Source organism: Streptomyces sp. NPDC096176 (assembly GCF_044763255.1).
Classification (GTDB): Bacteria; Actinomycetota; Actinomycetes; order Streptomycetales; family Streptomycetaceae; genus Streptomyces.
In genome coordinates, this window is the sequence record NZ_JBIWFV010000008.1 from 119,105 (window position 1) to 133,819 (window position 14,715).

The following is a 14,715-nucleotide window of genomic DNA, read 5'->3' on the forward strand; positions in this document are numbered from 1 at the left end:
CCGTCGGTTCGGCGGGTGGTGCTGCTGGCGGCGCTGGTGGGCGCTGAAGGTGCCTGTGACGCAGGCGTCCGGGCGCGCAACGCGATCGTTGCGGGGACAGCCGGCGTACGAATGGTCTCTGCACGCCGGCCGCCCGGACAACATCAACGTATGGCACCCCGTGCCAGGTGACAAGACACTGCGTGCCAAGAATTTCTCTCAGATGAAATTCTCCCGACACATTTGAGCGATGATCGATCGAATGCCGCCCTGAGCAGCAAAAAACGGCCGCCCCGAGGGGGCGGCCGTTACCGTTCGTGTGCCTGTATGAGGTATCGGTGAGGCGGCCCCCGTGGTCCCAGGTACCGCCGAACGGGTGAATCTGCCGGAGGGGCTCAGTTGTCTCTGAGCGCCTGCTCGATGGTGCGCATGACCTCGCTCAGCGGAGCGTCCGTACGGGCCACGGCCACCAGCACCTCGCCGTGGGCGCGGGCCGTCGCTGCGGGCTCCTCGTGCCCCGAGGCTTCGGCCACGACGGCCCCGTGCTTGCGGCCCGCCCCTATGCCCGTGCCGAAGGTGTCGCGCACGATGGCGAACGCGTGGTCCAACTGGGCCTCCACGTCGCCCTGCCCGCCGGCCCGGAGCCAGCGGCGCAGCACATGGTTGTGCGCGGTGACGACCGCGGAGGCCGCCACCTCCGCCAGCAGCGGGTCGTCGTTGCCGTCGTGGTGGTCCCGCTCGTCGAAATGGCCCAGCAGATAGCGCGTGAACAGCCGCTCGTAACGGGCCACCGACGCGATCTCGCGCTCCCGCAGCGTCGGCACCTCGCGGGTCAGCCGGTAGCGCTCGACGGCGACCGCGGGGGAGGAGGCGTACATCCGCATGACCTCCTTGATGCCCCGGCACACCGTGTCCAGAGGGTGCTCGTGGGGGGGAGCGGCGTTCAGCACCGCCTCCGCGCGTACCAGGGTGTCGTCGTGGTCCGGGAAGATCGCCTCTTCCTTGGAGCGGAAGTGACGGAAGAAGGTACGCCGTGCCACGCCCGCCGCGGCCGCGATCTCGTCGACGGTCGTCGCCTCGTAGCCCTTGGTCGCGAACAACTCCATGGCCGCCGCCGCGAGTTCACGGCGCATCTTCAGGCGTTGCGCGGCGGCGCGGGAGCCCGCGGCGCTTTCCGGAGCGTCGATCGTGGCGCCGGAGCGGCCGGGGCGGCGGGAGGGGTCAGCGGGCTGGGGCATGATCTGAACGTACTGCATTCGAGCAGCTGAATGCGCCTGCGGGTCGGGGCTCAGGTCGCCGGACGCCGGGGGCGGGCCGCCCGGACCGAGCAGCCCGCCCCAGCCGGCGTCGACTTCAGCGCCGGGCATATTCGCGGAAGCCGCGACCCGTCTTGCGGCCGAGGCACCCGGCGGCCACCAGGTGCTCCAGCAGCGGTGCCGGAGCGAGGCCCGGGTCGCGGAACTCGCTGTGCAAAACCTTCTCGATCGCGAGGGAGACGTCGAGGCCGACGACGTCGAGCAGTTCGAACGGTCCCATCGGATAGCCGCCGCCCAGCTTCATCGCGGCGTCGATGTCGTCGAGCGTCGCGTAGTGCTCCTCGACCATCTTGATCGCGTTGTTGAGGTACGGGAACAGCAGCGCGTTCACGATGAATCCGGCGCGGTCGCCGCAGTCCACCGGATGCTTCTTGATCTTGGCGGTGACCTCGCGGACCGTGGCGTGCACGTCGTCGGCGGTGAGGACCGTGCGGACCACCTCGACCAGCTTCATCGCCGGGGCCGGGTTGAAGAAGTGCATACCGATGACGTCCTGCGGGCGCGACGTGGCGCGAGCGCAGGCGACGACGGGCAGCGAGGACGTCGTGGTGGCGAGCACCGCGCCCTGCTTGCAGATCTTGTCCAGGGCGGCGAACAACTGCTGCTTGATCTCCAGGTCCTCCGCCACCGCCTCGACAGCCAGGTCGACGTCGGCGAAGGCGTCCAGCGATCCGGCCGGGGCGATCCTGGCGAGCGTCGCCTCGCGGGCCTCCTCCGTCATACGGCCCTTGGACACCGAGCGGGCCAGCGACTTGCCGATCCGGGCCTTGGCCACCTCCGCCTTCTCCGGGCTGCGGGCGGCCAGCACCACGTCGTAACCGGCCTTGGCGAAGACCTCGGCGATGCCGCTCGCCATGGTGCCCGAGCCGGCGACGCCGACCGAGCGGACCTCGCGGCCCCCGGCCGCCTCTGCGGACGCCTGCGGCGTGAGGGCGTCGGGCACCACCTCCGCGGTGCCGGTGGCGGCGTAGGTGTAGAAGCCGCGGCCCGCCTTGCGGCCCGTCAGGCCGGCCTCGCTGAGCTGCTTGAGGATGGGCGCGGGCGCGTGCAGCCGGTCGTGCGACTCCGCGTACATCGCGTCGAGCACGGTGCGGGCGGTGTCGATGCCGATCAGATCGAGCAGCGCGAGCGGTCCCATCGGCAGACCGCAGCCGAGCTTCATCGCGGCGTCGATGTCCTCGCGGGAGGCGTAGCGCGACTCGTACATCGCCGCGGCCTGGTTGAGGTAGCCGAACAGCAGTCCGTCCGCGACGAATCCGGGCCGGTCGCCGACCGCGACGGGTTCCTTGTCGAGTTCGCGGGCGAGCGCGGTGACGGCCTCGACGGCCGCCGGGGCAGTCAGCACGCAGGAGACGACCTCGACGAGCTTCATCGCCGGCGCCGGGTTGAAGAAGTGCAGACCGAGCACGCGCTCCGGGTGCTCCGAGTCGGCGGCGAGCCGCGTCACGGAGAGGGCGTTGGTGCCGGTGGCGATGATCGCCTCCGGGCGGACGATCGAGTCGAGCGCGCGGAAGACCTGCTGCTTCGCCTCGTACGACTCGGGCACGACCTCGATGACCAGGTCGGCCTCGGCGGCCGCCTGCAGGTCGGAGAAGGTGCGGAAGCGGGCGAGGATGTTGCGGCGCTCCTCCTCGGTGATCCGCTCGCGCTGCACGGCGCGGGCGGTGGAGGCCTCGAGGGCGACGACAGCGGTGCGGGCCGCGGCGTCGCTGACGTCGATGCCGATGACCTCACGGCCGGCGCGGGCGAGGACCTCGGCGATGCCGGTGCCCATGGTGCCGAGGCCGACGACGGCAATGGTGTGGAGAGGGGTGTCCATCAGGGGACTCCAGGGTGAGTGACGACTGATGAGGAGCGCGCGCGGGGCGGAATGGAGGGCCGAATGCGCGCGGGCCGGACGCCCCGAGGGCGTGCGGCGCGCGAGAACCGCGTGTCGTGGTGCTGGGCCGACGGGCCTGTCCCGGGCCACGCCGTACTTCGTGCTTCGCGCCCCGAGAACCTCGAAGGCGCCGAAAGCCGAACCGACAACCTCTCGGCGGCTGCGTCACCAGGCCACCGGGAGTCGCGGGGGTAACCCGCTCACCTGAGGTTAACTCGTGGGTAACGAGCGCGCCAGCCCCGGAGTGATGTGATCTGGATCGCCCGACCGGCGCCGCGGGACGGTAATCCGCCGATACCCTGCCTGTATGGACGAGGAGTTACGCTCGCTCGCGAGTCGGCTGCGGGACGAATCGGGCGGCGGCCCGGCGTACGAGCGCCTGCTGGTCACCGCCGACCACGACGAACTCGCCGCGGTCCTCACCGAGGACCAACGCCCGCTGTGGGCCCGTGAGATCGCCGCGTTCCGCCTCGGCTGCGCCGGCGACCGCCGCGCCTTCGAGTCCCTGGTCCTGCTCCTCAACCACCGCGACCCGGAGCGCTGCGTCTCCGCCGCGCACGCCCTGCTCCTGCTCGCCGACCCCCGCACCCCCCGCGCGGCCGCGGCCCTCGCCACCAACGAACTCCGCGTCGCCTACGCCCTGACCCCGGTCCGCCTCCTGACCCGTCTGCGGGCCCCGGAGTCCGCCCCCGCCCTGATCACCGTCCTCCGCCGCCGCCTCACCCCCGGCGACCCCCACTGGCGCGTGGCCCTGGCCTGTGTGGAGGGCCTCGGCGCACTGGGCGACACACGCGCGGCCGACGTCCTGCGCGCGTCCCTCCCGCACCCCCGCCTGACAGCGGCGTCCGCGGCGGCCCTGGCCCGACTGGACTGCTGAGCCCGGCCGACGGTCACGCGGATCCCGGGGTTCCGCCGTCGCGGCCCGGCGACGGCGCACGACCGCAGATCCGGCCGAGCGCGGCCCGAACCAGAGGCACGTCGATCGCGGGGACGGCGAACTCCCGGGGTTGTCCTCCCGCGCTCACGGCGAGCAGGCTGAAGAGGTCCCGCTCGATGTTCCTTCGACGGCGTACGGCGTGGGCAGAGCGAAGCCGCTCCCCCGGCGAGGACGCCGGACGGGTTCCACACGGCGGGTGCGTCCGTGCCGAGCCGGAGGACGAGCATGCCCTGCCGGAAGCGGGACCCGGTCCGCAGGAACGCGCTCACAGCCACGCCCTCACCTGTCTCGAACGCCCCCGCATCGGCGGCAGCGCGCTCGGGCGCGGAATCTCGCAGTGCCTCCCCCAGCCGGGAAGGGTGGGCGACGAGGTCGCCGAAGGTGAGTGTGCCGGCGGCCCGGCGGACTTGTTCAGCCATCGATGGCTCCCGTGCCGTGACGCATTCCGCGGTGCCGAACCTCTCGCCCTGCGAGGACGGGACAGCGCGACCGTCGCCACCCGCCGTGGTGCGCATCGGTCCATTTTCGCTCAGAGCAAGGTCAATTGGGTCGGCTCCGGCGGCGCGGGGGTGGGCTCGGGAGCAATGGGCGGATGGCGGTGGTCGCCGCGGTCGGAGGGGCCGATGCCGAACTCGGTGGCCAGTTCGTGCACATGGCGGGTGATCCTGCGCTGGTACCACTTGGGGGCGTAGGCGCCCTCCGCGTACAGCCGCTCGTACCGTGCCACCAGGTACGGGTGGTGTTCGCGCAGCCACGCCATGAACCACTCGCGGGCGCCGGGCCGCAGATGCAGGACGAGCGGGGTGACGGACGTGGCGCCCGCCGCGGCGATGGCGCGGACGGTCGCGCGCAACTGGTCCGGGCTGTCGCCGAGGAAGGGGATCACGGGGGCCATCAAAACGCCGCAGCCGATGCCGTGTTCGGTGAGGGTGCGGACCACGTCCAGGCGCCGCTCGGGGGAGGGGGTGCCCGGTTCGACCGTGCGCCACAGCTCGCGGTCGGTGAAGCCGACGGAGACCGATATGCCGACCTCGGTGACCTCTGCGGCCTGCCGCAGCAGATCCAGGTCGCGCAGGATCAGCGTGCCCTTGGTCAGGATCGAGAACGGATTGGCGTGATCCCGCAGGGCCGAGATGATGCCCGGCATCAGCCGGTACCTGCCCTCCGCCCGCTGGTAGCAGTCGACGTTCGTGCCCATGGCGACGTGCGCGCCCTGCCACTGCCGGGAGGCCAGCTGCCGGCGCAGCAGTTCGGGGGCGTTGACCTTGACGACGATCTGGGAGTCGAAGCCGAGGCCGGTGTCGAGGTCCAGATAGCTGTGGGTCTTGCGGGCGAAGCAGTAGACGCAGGCATGCGTACAGCCCCGGTAGGGATTGACCGTCCATTCGAACGGCATCCGTGACGCGCCCGGCACCCGGTTCAGGATCGAGCGGGCGCGGACCTCGTAGAAGGTGATGCCCCTGAACTCGGGTGTGTCGAACGTCCGCGTAGTGACCGCCGAGGTGCCGAACAGGGCGGTCGCCCCGCTTGTGGCAGGGCTGTCGACCAGATTGTCCCAGCGCATGGGGTGCCTCCTCGCTGCCGTGTCCCCAGAATAGAACATCTGTTCCCTTGATCGCCGCAACCCCGATTTTGGGGGCCGCGCCCGAGGTGGTTGGCTGGGCCCATTCCCGTCGGAGCGAGTGCTGGAGGAACAGGAATGGCGCAGGTCGAAGCCACCACGGAGCGAATCGTCGCGGCGAACGCGGAAACGGTGTTCGACGCCGTGGCCGACTACGAGGGCACCCGCGCGAAGCTCCTGCCCGAGCACTTCAGCGAGTACGAGGTCCGCGAGGGCGGCGACGGCGAGGGCACTCTCGTCCACTGGAAGCTCCAGGCCACCAGCAAGCGGGTCCGCGACTGTCTGCTCGAGGTCACGGAGCCGACCGACGGGCGGCTGGTGGAGAAGGACCGCAACTCCTCGATGGTCACCACCTGGACCGTCACCCCGGCCGGCGAGGGCAAGTGCAAGGTCGTCGTCAACACCGTCTGGAACGGCGCGGGCGGCATCGGCGGCTTCTTCGAGAAGACTTTCGCCCCCAAGGGCCTCGGTCGGATCTACGACGCGGTGCTCGCCAACCTGGCTGCTCACGTGGAGAAGTAACCTCACCGGTTCGAGTGGTCTTTTCCGTGGACACGCGGCGCGCCCGGCGCGCGCCGCGTCGCGGGAAAGCCCCTGATGAGCGCCGCAAGTGCGCCCCCTGTGAGGCCTGTTGAGGCCGCACCGGCAGCCTCCCGGACAACCGCCCGACTTGCTCCCTCTTCGCGCCCAATGCGAAGAATGACGCCGCGCAGCGCGACGAGGGGAGCAGACACGTGGGCGGCATCACCTTGGTGAAGGACGAGCAGGCCGCACCGGTCCCCGCCGGTCCGGCGGACCCGCCTCCGCCCGTCGCCGGGGCGGCCCCTGCCCCGCTCAGCCCGCGCCGCGTACGGCTCGTCTTCATGGGGCTGATGCTCGCGCTGCTGCTCGCCGCGCTCGAGCAGATGATCGTCGCCACCGCGCTGCCGAAGATCGTCGGGGAGCTCCAGGGCCTGGACCGGATGCCCTGGGCGATCACCGCCTATCTGCTCACCGCCACCATCGGCCTGCCGGTCTACGGCAAACTCGGTGATCTCTACGGCCGCAAGGGCGTCTTCCAGTTCGCCATCGTCGTCTTCGTCGTCGGCTCAGCCCTCGCCGGCTGGTCGCGCACCATGAACGAACTCATCGCGTTCCGCGCCGTCCAGGGTGTCGGCGCCGGCGGGCTCATGATCGGCGTCCAGGCGATCATCGCGGACATCGTCCCGCCCCGGGAACGCGGCCGGTTCATGGGACTGATCGGCGCCGCCTTCGGTCTCGCCTCCGTCGCGGGCCCCCTGCTCGGCGGCTTCTTCACCGACCACGCCTCCTGGCGCTGGTGCTTCTACTTCAACGTCCCGTTCGGGCTCGTCACCCTGCTCGTGGTCAGCGTCGTGCTGAAGCTCCCCAAGCCCGAGGTCCGGGGCCGGCTCGACGTCCTCGGTGCGCTGTTCCTCGCCGCCGGCTCCACCTGCCTGGTCCTGCTGACCAGTTGGGGCGGCACGGAGTACGAGTGGGACTCGCGCGTGATCATCGGCCTGGGCGTGGGAGCGGCGGCCAGTACCGTGCTGTTCCTGGTCGTGGAGCGCTTCGCACCCGAACCGGTCATCCCACTGCGCCTGTTCCGCGACTCGGTCTTCAACATCACCTCCCTCGTCGGCGCGGTCGTCGGCGTCGCCCTCTTCGGTGCCGCGAGCTACCTGCCGACCTACCTCCAGATGGTCGACGGGGCCAGCGCCACGGAGTCGGGCCTGCTGATGCTCCCGATGATGGGCGGCATCGTGGCCGCCTCGATCGTCTCCGGCCAGCTCATCAGCCGCACCGGCCGCTACAAGGTGTACCCGGCACTCGGCTGCGCGATCTCCGCCGTCGGCATGTGGCTGCTGTCCCGGCTCGAGGTGGACACCCCGCGCCTGGAGTACAGCATCTGGCAGGCCGTGCTGGGCGTGGGCATCGGACTGGTGATGCCGGTGCTGATCCTCGCCGTGCAGAACGCCGTGCCGCCCGCCGACCTCGGCACCGCCACCAGCGCCAACAACTACTTCCGGCAGATCGGCGGCAGCGTCGGCGCCGCCGTCTTCGGCACGCTCTTCGCCGACCGGCTCACCGACGCGCTCGCCGACCGCCTTCCGTCCGGCACCGGCCTGCCCGACCCCGCCTCCATCACTCCGCAGCTGGTGCACGCCATGCCGCCCGCCGTGCGCGACGGGTACGTCCAGGCCTACGCCGACGCCATGCCGCGGATCTTCCTGTACCTCGTGCCGGTGCTGGTGCTCGGCCTGCTCATCGCCTTCTTCCTCAAGGAGAAACCGCTGGTGTCCCACAACGCGTCCGCCGAGTCCACCGCAGTGCCGCACGCCCGCACCGCCCCGTCCCCCGTGCAGGCCGCCTCCCGACCCGCCGTGCCGTACCTCGCCGGGGTGCCCGTCTGCGGCACCGTCCAGCACCACGACGGCAGCAGCGTTCCCCGCGCCGCCCTCACCCTCATCGACGTGCAGGGCACCCAGATCGGCCGCGGCGCGAGCGGCGAGGACGGCCGCTACGCGCTGAGCGTCCCCGGGCCGGGGTCGTACGTGATGATCGCGGCCGCAGGAGGCCACCAGCCGCAGGCCGTCACCGTCACCGTCGGCGAGCGCCCCGTCGAGATGGATGTCGTCCTCGGTGGGGCGGGACGGCTGGCCGGCGTGGTCGTCACGGCGGACGGCAGCCCGGTACGGGACGCTGCCGTCACCCTCACCGACGTACGCGGCGAGGTCGTGGCCACCACCCGCAGCGGGCGGGAGGGCGGCTACGTGATCTCGGAGCTCGTCGCGGGGGAGTACACCCTCGCCGCGAGTGCTCCCGCCTTCCGGCCCGCCGCGCATCCCGTGAGTGTCCAGCCGTCCCGTGAGACCCGGCAGGACATCGAGCTGGCCGGGGGGGCCGTACTGCGCGGCACCGTGCGGGCCGGGGACGGGCGGCCGGTCGACGACGCACGCGTCACGCTGCTGGACGCGGCCGGCAATGTCGTCGACACCCTCACCACCGGGCCGGACGGAACGTTCCGCTTCGTGGACCTGTCCTCCGGCGAGTACACGGTCATCGCGTCCGGCTACCCACCGGTCGCGACCGTGCTCCAGGTCGCCGGCGGCGGGCGGACGGAGCGCGACCTCCAGCTCGGGCACGCCGACTGACCCCGGAGGGCAGGTGGCAGGGTTCGAACTTCCCCTCGCGCTGCCTTCGGACCGGAACGGGCGGTGAACGTATGCGCCGTGGTCCTTGTGGTGACAGAAGGCCGGCGGTAGACCGACCTTGACGTCCGGTCGTGCCTGGGAAGCCTTCTGGAGGGACACCGGCGACGAACCGGGGGAGGTTCTCTGGGACGCCGCGCCGGCGCTGACCGCAGGTGTGCACCTTGCGCTCTTCGAACCGCACATGACGGATCCGGCCCTGACCCTCGTCGACCTCGGCTGCGGCAACGGCACCCAGACCCTGTTCCTCGGCGACCGCTTCACGTCGGTGCTCGGCGTCGACCTGTCGGCCGCCGCGATCGAGCACGCCCGACGGCAGGACAAGGCGGGCGAGGCCCGGTTCCGTGAGCTCGACGCCACCGACGAGGCCCTGGTGGCCCAGCTGCACGCCGAACTGGGCGAGGCCAACGTCTACATGCGCGGGGTGCTGCATCAATGCGCCCCCGAGGACCGGCAGGCGCTGGCCGACTCCGTCGCCGAACTCGTCGGCCTGCGGGGCCGTGCGTTCGTCGTCGAGCTGTCGGAGGCGGCCGGCCGGCAGCTGATGGAGCTGGCCCACCGCCCCATGGGCCCGCCGCCGAAACTCCGGCCCGTCCTCGAGCACGACATCGTGCCCGGTGCGGTGGCCGACGCCGAGTTGCCCGAGTTCTTCCGCACGGCCGGGCTCACCGTCCTCGCGAGCGGCGATCTGCCGCTGACCACCACCGAGTACGCACCGTCCGGCGAGCGGATCGAGTTGCCCTCCAAGTGGCTTGTTCTGGGCCGCAGTTGAGTTGTTCACGGTGAGTTGGCCGAGCCGTACTCGTACGGACATCCGGGCGCGCAAGACTGTTACGGACGCGTATGGCAGTTCCACGAGGTGACGCGGGGGACAAGGGGGAGCGCGCGTGGCTGTGGGGGAGAGACAGGTCGCGGCGGAACCGCGACTCACCGTCAGACGTGAGTCGCGCTCGTCATGGTCGCGTCGCGGATTCCTGGTCGTCGTCCTGCCGCTGCTCGCGGCCGTGCTGGCCGGGGTGGGTGTGCTGACCGTCTCGGGGAACATCCTGCTGCCCTTCCAGGGGGTCATCACCCTCGAAGGGAAGATGGCGTCCAAGCGGGACTTCTTCGAGGACGAGGAGGTCCAGCGGATCCTGATGAAGCATCACATCAGGGTCCACATCACCAGCTCCGGATCGCGCGAGGTGGCGATCCGGGACATCTCCTCGTACGACTTCGTCTTCCCCTCCGGTCAGCCCGCCGGAGACCTGATCACCGCGGAGCGCGCCAGGCACAACCAGTACGCCAAGGTGCACCGCCCGTTCGTCAGCCCCATCGTGCTCGCCACGTACCGCGAGTACGCACGGACCCTCGAGGACGCGGGGATCGCACAGGAGCAGCCAGGGCGGGCCGACGGACAGCCCTACCACTACGTCCTGGACATGCCGAAGTTCCTGCGCCACATTCACGACAAGAGCCGCTGGAACGACATCGGCATCCAGCGGCACGGCATCACCAACGCCAACCGCATCGTCGCCCAGACCCCCGACGTCTGCGGCTCCAACTCGGCCGGTACCTATCTGGCGCTGGTGGCCTTCACCTGGCGCGGCGACGGCGACGAGGTCCCCGACACGGACCAGGAAGCCGACCGGCGCGGGCGCGAGATAAAGCACCTGATGGAGCAGGGCCTGCCGGCCGCCGACGTGTTCCGGACCTACCTCTCGCCGGAGGGCAAGAACATCGCTCCCGTCGTGGTGGCGTACGAGCACCAGTACCTGGCCTACCAGTTGCACTACCAGGCCGGCGCGAAGAAGCTCGACGAGCAGCGCGTCCTGCTCCATCCCTCGGGGCAGTTCGTCACCCAGCCCCAGTTCATCTCGCTCAACAAGGACGGCGACCGGCTGGGTGAGCTCATCACGCACGATCCGGAGCTGCGCAAGCGAGCCATGGAGCTGGGTTTCCGGATCCTCGACCCGACGGGCCAGGTCTCCGGCGACCAGCTGAGCCGTTTCCTCGAGGAGCGCGGCGTCCCCGCCCCCTCCATGGACGGCGACGACACCAGGGCGGCCATGCCGAGACTCCGGTACCTGGAGAGGATGATCTCCGTAGTGGGCGACTGCCCCACGGCCGACGTCCTGCCCGGGCAGCCATGATGAGGTCCCCGCGCCGGCTGACCGGACTCATCGCCCTGTGCGTGGCGTGCCTGTGGCTCGCCGCAGCCACCGCCTGTGCACCGGGCGGCCCTGAGCCGGTCACCCTGCGGGTGCTGGCCAGTTCCGAACTCGCCGACATGGGCCCGCTCCTCGGCGACCTGCGCCGCGAGACCGGTATCACGCTGGAGATGGACCACCGGGGCACGGTGGACGCGAGCAACGAACTGGCAGGGCCGGGACGCCACCGCCACGACCTCGCCTGGCTCTCCTCCGATCGCTACTACCTGCTCAAGTCCAAAGCGAGTGGCCACACCGGCGAGAAACCCCTGGCCACCAGCATCATGCGGTCGCCGGTCGTCATCGGCATGAAAAGGGCCACCGCCGAGCGGCTGCGCAGAACCGCCCCCGGCGGCCAGATCTCCTGGGCGGACGCCGCGGACGCCGCGGCGGACGGATCGCTCCGCTTCGGGATGGCCGACCCGCGGCACACCAACAGCGGCCTCGCGGCCCTCGTCGGCGTGGCGACAGCCGCCGCCGGCACCGGGACCGCGCTGCGTCCGGAAGACGTCTCCTGCGAACGGCTGCGGGGCTTCTTCGCCGGCCACACGCTCACCGGCGACGCCTCCGGCAAGCTCGCCGACGGGTACGCGGCACGCCAGGACCAGCTGGACGCGCTGATCACCTACGAATCCGAATTGCTGGCGCTCAACAGCAGCGGCAGACTCCGCGAGCCGCTGGAGATCGTCTACCCCAGGGACGGCATGGTGCTGTCCGACTATCCCGTGCTGCTGCTCGACCCCGCCAAACGCGCGGCGTACGACCGGCTCGTCGACTGGCTGCGCAGCGGACCGGTGCAGCAGCGGATCATGGAGCGCACCCTGCGGCGGCCGATCGATCCGGCCGTGCCGCGTATCGACCGGCTGCGCGATCCCGTCGGCAACGCCCTGTACTTCCCCGACCAGCAGAAGGTCGTCGACCGGCTTCTCGCCGACTACGGCGACCCGGGGCGCGAGCGTGCCGCCGAGGTGATCTTCCTGCTCGACTTCTCCACCTCGATGCGTGGTGAGCGCATCGGCCGGCTGCGGTCGGCCTTCGACGGCCTCGCGGGGGACGACGACTCGCACTCGGGGAAGTTCGTCCGCTTCTACCGGGGCGAGTCGTTCACCGTGATGCGCTTCGGCGGCAGCGTTATTGACGAGCGCAGCGTCACCTACGAAGGGCAGCGGGATCTCGACCGGCTGCGCGGCTTCGTGGCGGCCGACGACTTCGCCGGCTCCACCGCCATCTGGTCGTCCCTCGACCACGCCTACCGCAAGGCCGCCGGCATGCTGCGCGAGCGGCCCGGCCGGGACGTCTCCATCGTCCTGATGACGGATGGCGAGAACAATGCCGGAATGGACCTCGACGCGTTCGTGCGCAGTCACGCACGGCTGTCGAAGGACGCCCGCGCGATCCGTACGTTCACGATCCGCTACGGCGAGGCGGACACCGAGGAACTCGACCGAGGGGCACGGGCGACGGGCGGCCGCATGGTCGACGCGACGGACCGGTCCCTCCTCAGCGCATTCAAGGAGATCCGTGGGTGTGTTCACTGAGGCGTGGTGGGGCGTGTGGTGGCCCTGGATGCTGCTGTGGCTTCTGACGGCGGCAGGGGCGGTGGCGCTGCTGCTCCTCGCCGCCGTGCGGCTGGCGGCGCACACCGGACGCAGCGGCGCCAGGAACCTGACCTACAGCATCTGCTTCTATCTGCACGACCGGACCGTCATGGACCACTACCAGATGCGCGGCTACGCGGCAGCGCTGCGCAAGGAAGTCGAGCAGCGGACCAGCGACAGCAAGGACGGCACGATCAGGGCGACCGTCTTCGGACTGAGCGCCGGGGGCGGCCGACGCGACAACAGCGAGATCGTCAGCAAGTACATGCAGGTCGCCGAACCGATCTCGGTGATCGGCATCATCATGGACGTCCTCGAGGAGAAGGACGTCATCGTCCACGTCGACCTCGTCGGCGAGACGGTCACGAGAAACGCGGCGCTCACCCGGGCGATGGCCGATCACCCCCGTGGGACGGGCACCTCCTCGCAGACGGATGTACGGCTGCGCGACATCGAGGACTTCGTGCTCATACGCGGCCGGTTCCGCAAGATCGACGAGTCACCGGAGAGCACAGTGTTCCTCGCGCCCTACGGGGATCCCGACGATCCGGCTCTCGGGCCGCGTGTCCGGGTCACCTGTGCCACGGAAGGGCTGCGCAACGAGGTTCCGCGGGGCACCTTCTCCGCCCGCTGCCTCGGCAAGGTCCAGGACTGGAACAGCGACGACGCGGTCCTGGAAGTGCAGGCCATGGCCATCTTCAGGTAAGGTCCGCGCGCGACAGGGCCGTCCGAAGGATCACCGAAATGACCAACAAATCCGCGCCGTTCGACGAGCTGGACCGCAAGATCGTTGCCGCCCTCGTCGCGAACGCGCGGACGAGTTTCACGGAGATCGGCGCCGCGATCGGACTCTCGTCCACGGCCGTCAAACGCCGCGTCGACCGGATGCGTGAGAACGACATCATCACCGGGTTCACCACCACCGTGCGCCCGGCGGCGCTGGGCTGGCGGACAGAGGCGTACGTGGAGGTGTACTGCGACAGCGCCGCCCCGCCCCGGCGCCTCGCCGAGGTCGTGCGCAACCATCCGGAGATCACGGCCGCGATGACGGTGACCGGCGGCGCGGACGCCCTGCTGCACGTACGGGCGACGGACGTCGAGCACTTCGAGGAAGTGCTCGAACGCATCAGGTGCGAGCCGTTCATCCGCAAGACGATCAGCTACATGGTCCTGTCGCACCTGCTGACCGGCAGCCCGGAGGCCGGCGCCGGGCGCGCCGCCACCTCGGGGGACGCGGACATGTGACGGCCCCCGGTCCGGCCCCTGGCGGCCCGCCCGACCCCCGTACGGCGGCCCGCGTTAGCGTTCCCGGCATGTCGCCAACAGCCGCAGCAGACCGCCGCCCCGTCACCGCCGACGACCTCGACCGAACCGTTCAGCTCGCCGTCGCCGCCCTCCGCGCGGTTCCTCCGGCCTCCTGGGACGGCAAGGCCGGCTCGCTGGAATGGACCTGCTGGGAGACGATCGAGCACCTCGCCGACGATCTCTTCGCGTACGCCGTCCAGCTCGGCCCCCGCACCCCGCCGCAGGACCGCGAGGTGCCGTTCCACTACGAGAGTCGTCGGCCGGGCGGTCCCGCCGTCTCCGTCCAGGCGAACCGTGCCGCCGGACCCGACGGGCTGCTCCAGGTGCTGGAGGCGAGCGGCGCGCTGCTCGTCGCCATGGTCCGCACGACAGGCCCGCATGTGCGCTCCCACCACGTCTTCGGGGCCTCGGACGCGGAGGGCTTCGCCGCGATGGGCATCGTGGAGACCCTGGTGCACACGCACGACATCGCGGAAGGGCTCGGCCTGGTCTGGGAGCCGCCCGCCGACATCTGCGCGCGGGTGCTCTCCCGGCTGTTCCCGGGCGCGCCTTCGGCCGCCGCTCCCTGGCCCGCCGTGCTGTGGTGCACAGGACGCTCCGACCTGCCGGAACGCGCCCGCCCCGACACCTGGCGCTGGTACGGCACGCCCGCCCAGTAGCCCGAAAGGGTGGTGTGAGCCGA

At 70.9% G+C, this 14,715-nt stretch carries 12 protein-coding genes; 9 read left to right on the top strand and 3 right to left on the bottom strand.

Translation table 11 applies throughout. From position 1 onward, the window contains the following. Positions 1-374: 374 nt before the first annotated feature. Together ACIQ7Q_RS22915 and ACIQ7Q_RS22920 are read right to left on the bottom strand one after the other, a co-directional pair. Entirely contained in the window at positions 375-1,235 is an 861-nt protein-coding gene (locus tag ACIQ7Q_RS22915) for a TetR family transcriptional regulator (RefSeq protein WP_403865098.1), read from the bottom strand. Positions 1,236-1,332: 97 nt separating this feature from the next. Further along, positions 1,333-3,114, bottom strand: coding sequence for a 3-hydroxyacyl-CoA dehydrogenase family protein (locus tag ACIQ7Q_RS22920; RefSeq protein WP_403865101.1), 1,782 nt, complete (start codon positions 3,112-3,114; stop codon positions 1,333-1,335). Positions 3,115-3,481: 367 nt separating this feature from the next. On the opposite strand from ACIQ7Q_RS22920, the gene ACIQ7Q_RS22925 reads away from it, so the two are divergent. Beyond that, positions 3,482-4,051: an adenylosuccinate lyase gene (locus ACIQ7Q_RS22925; protein WP_403865104.1), complete on the top strand. Its 570-nt coding sequence runs from the start codon at positions 3,482-3,484 to the stop codon at positions 4,049-4,051. Between the two features lie 589 nt (positions 4,052-4,640). Here ACIQ7Q_RS22925 and ACIQ7Q_RS22930 read toward each other — a convergent pair. Beyond that, positions 4,641-5,675 (bottom strand): Rv2578c family radical SAM protein, encoded by a 1,035-nt coding sequence (locus ACIQ7Q_RS22930; protein ID WP_403865107.1) that lies wholly within the window; start codon positions 5,673-5,675, stop codon positions 4,641-4,643. 135 nt (positions 5,676-5,810) lie between these two features. Between ACIQ7Q_RS22930 and ACIQ7Q_RS22935 the strand changes: the two genes are divergently transcribed. The 8 genes from ACIQ7Q_RS22935 to ACIQ7Q_RS22970 all read left to right on the top strand — a co-directional run bounded on the left by ACIQ7Q_RS22935 (position 5,811) and on the right by ACIQ7Q_RS22970 (position 14,692). Continuing rightward, positions 5,811-6,254 (top strand): SRPBCC family protein, encoded by a 444-nt coding sequence (locus ACIQ7Q_RS22935; RefSeq protein ID WP_403865110.1) that lies wholly within the window; start codon positions 5,811-5,813, stop codon positions 6,252-6,254. A gap of 212 nt (positions 6,255-6,466) precedes the next feature. Continuing rightward, positions 6,467-8,884, top strand: a complete 2,418-nt coding sequence (locus ACIQ7Q_RS22940) for an MFS transporter (protein WP_403865113.1) — start codon at positions 6,467-6,469, stop codon at positions 8,882-8,884. Positions 8,885-9,002: 118 nt separating this feature from the next. Beyond that, positions 9,003-9,713, top strand: a complete 711-nt coding sequence (locus tag ACIQ7Q_RS22945; protein WP_403865116.1) for a class I SAM-dependent methyltransferase — start codon at positions 9,003-9,005, stop codon at positions 9,711-9,713. Between the two features lie 115 nt (positions 9,714-9,828). Further along, positions 9,829-11,073, top strand: a complete 1,245-nt coding sequence (locus ACIQ7Q_RS22950) for a hypothetical protein (protein ID WP_403865118.1) — start codon at positions 9,829-9,831, stop codon at positions 11,071-11,073. Beyond that, positions 11,070-12,668, top strand: a complete 1,599-nt coding sequence (locus ACIQ7Q_RS22955; protein WP_403865120.1) for a substrate-binding domain-containing protein — start codon at positions 11,070-11,072, stop codon at positions 12,666-12,668. Before ACIQ7Q_RS22950 ends, ACIQ7Q_RS22955 begins: the two co-directional genes overlap by 4 nt. Further along, positions 12,652-13,434 carry a hypothetical protein gene (locus tag ACIQ7Q_RS22960; RefSeq protein WP_403865122.1) on the top strand — a complete coding sequence of 261 codons (783 nt, stop codon included), beginning with the start codon at positions 12,652-12,654 and terminating at the stop codon, positions 13,432-13,434. The genes ACIQ7Q_RS22955 and ACIQ7Q_RS22960 overlap by 17 nt, the downstream gene beginning before the upstream one ends. Before the next feature lie 38 nt (positions 13,435-13,472). Beyond that, on the top strand, positions 13,473-13,973 hold the full coding sequence (locus ACIQ7Q_RS22965; protein WP_403865125.1) for an Lrp/AsnC family transcriptional regulator: 501 nt from the start codon (positions 13,473-13,475) through the stop codon (positions 13,971-13,973). Between the two features lie 68 nt (positions 13,974-14,041). Further along, positions 14,042-14,692 carry a maleylpyruvate isomerase N-terminal domain-containing protein gene (locus tag ACIQ7Q_RS22970; protein ID WP_403865128.1) on the top strand — a complete coding sequence of 217 codons (651 nt, stop codon included), beginning with the start codon at positions 14,042-14,044 and terminating at the stop codon, positions 14,690-14,692. The last annotated feature ends 23 nt before the right edge of the window (positions 14,693-14,715 follow it).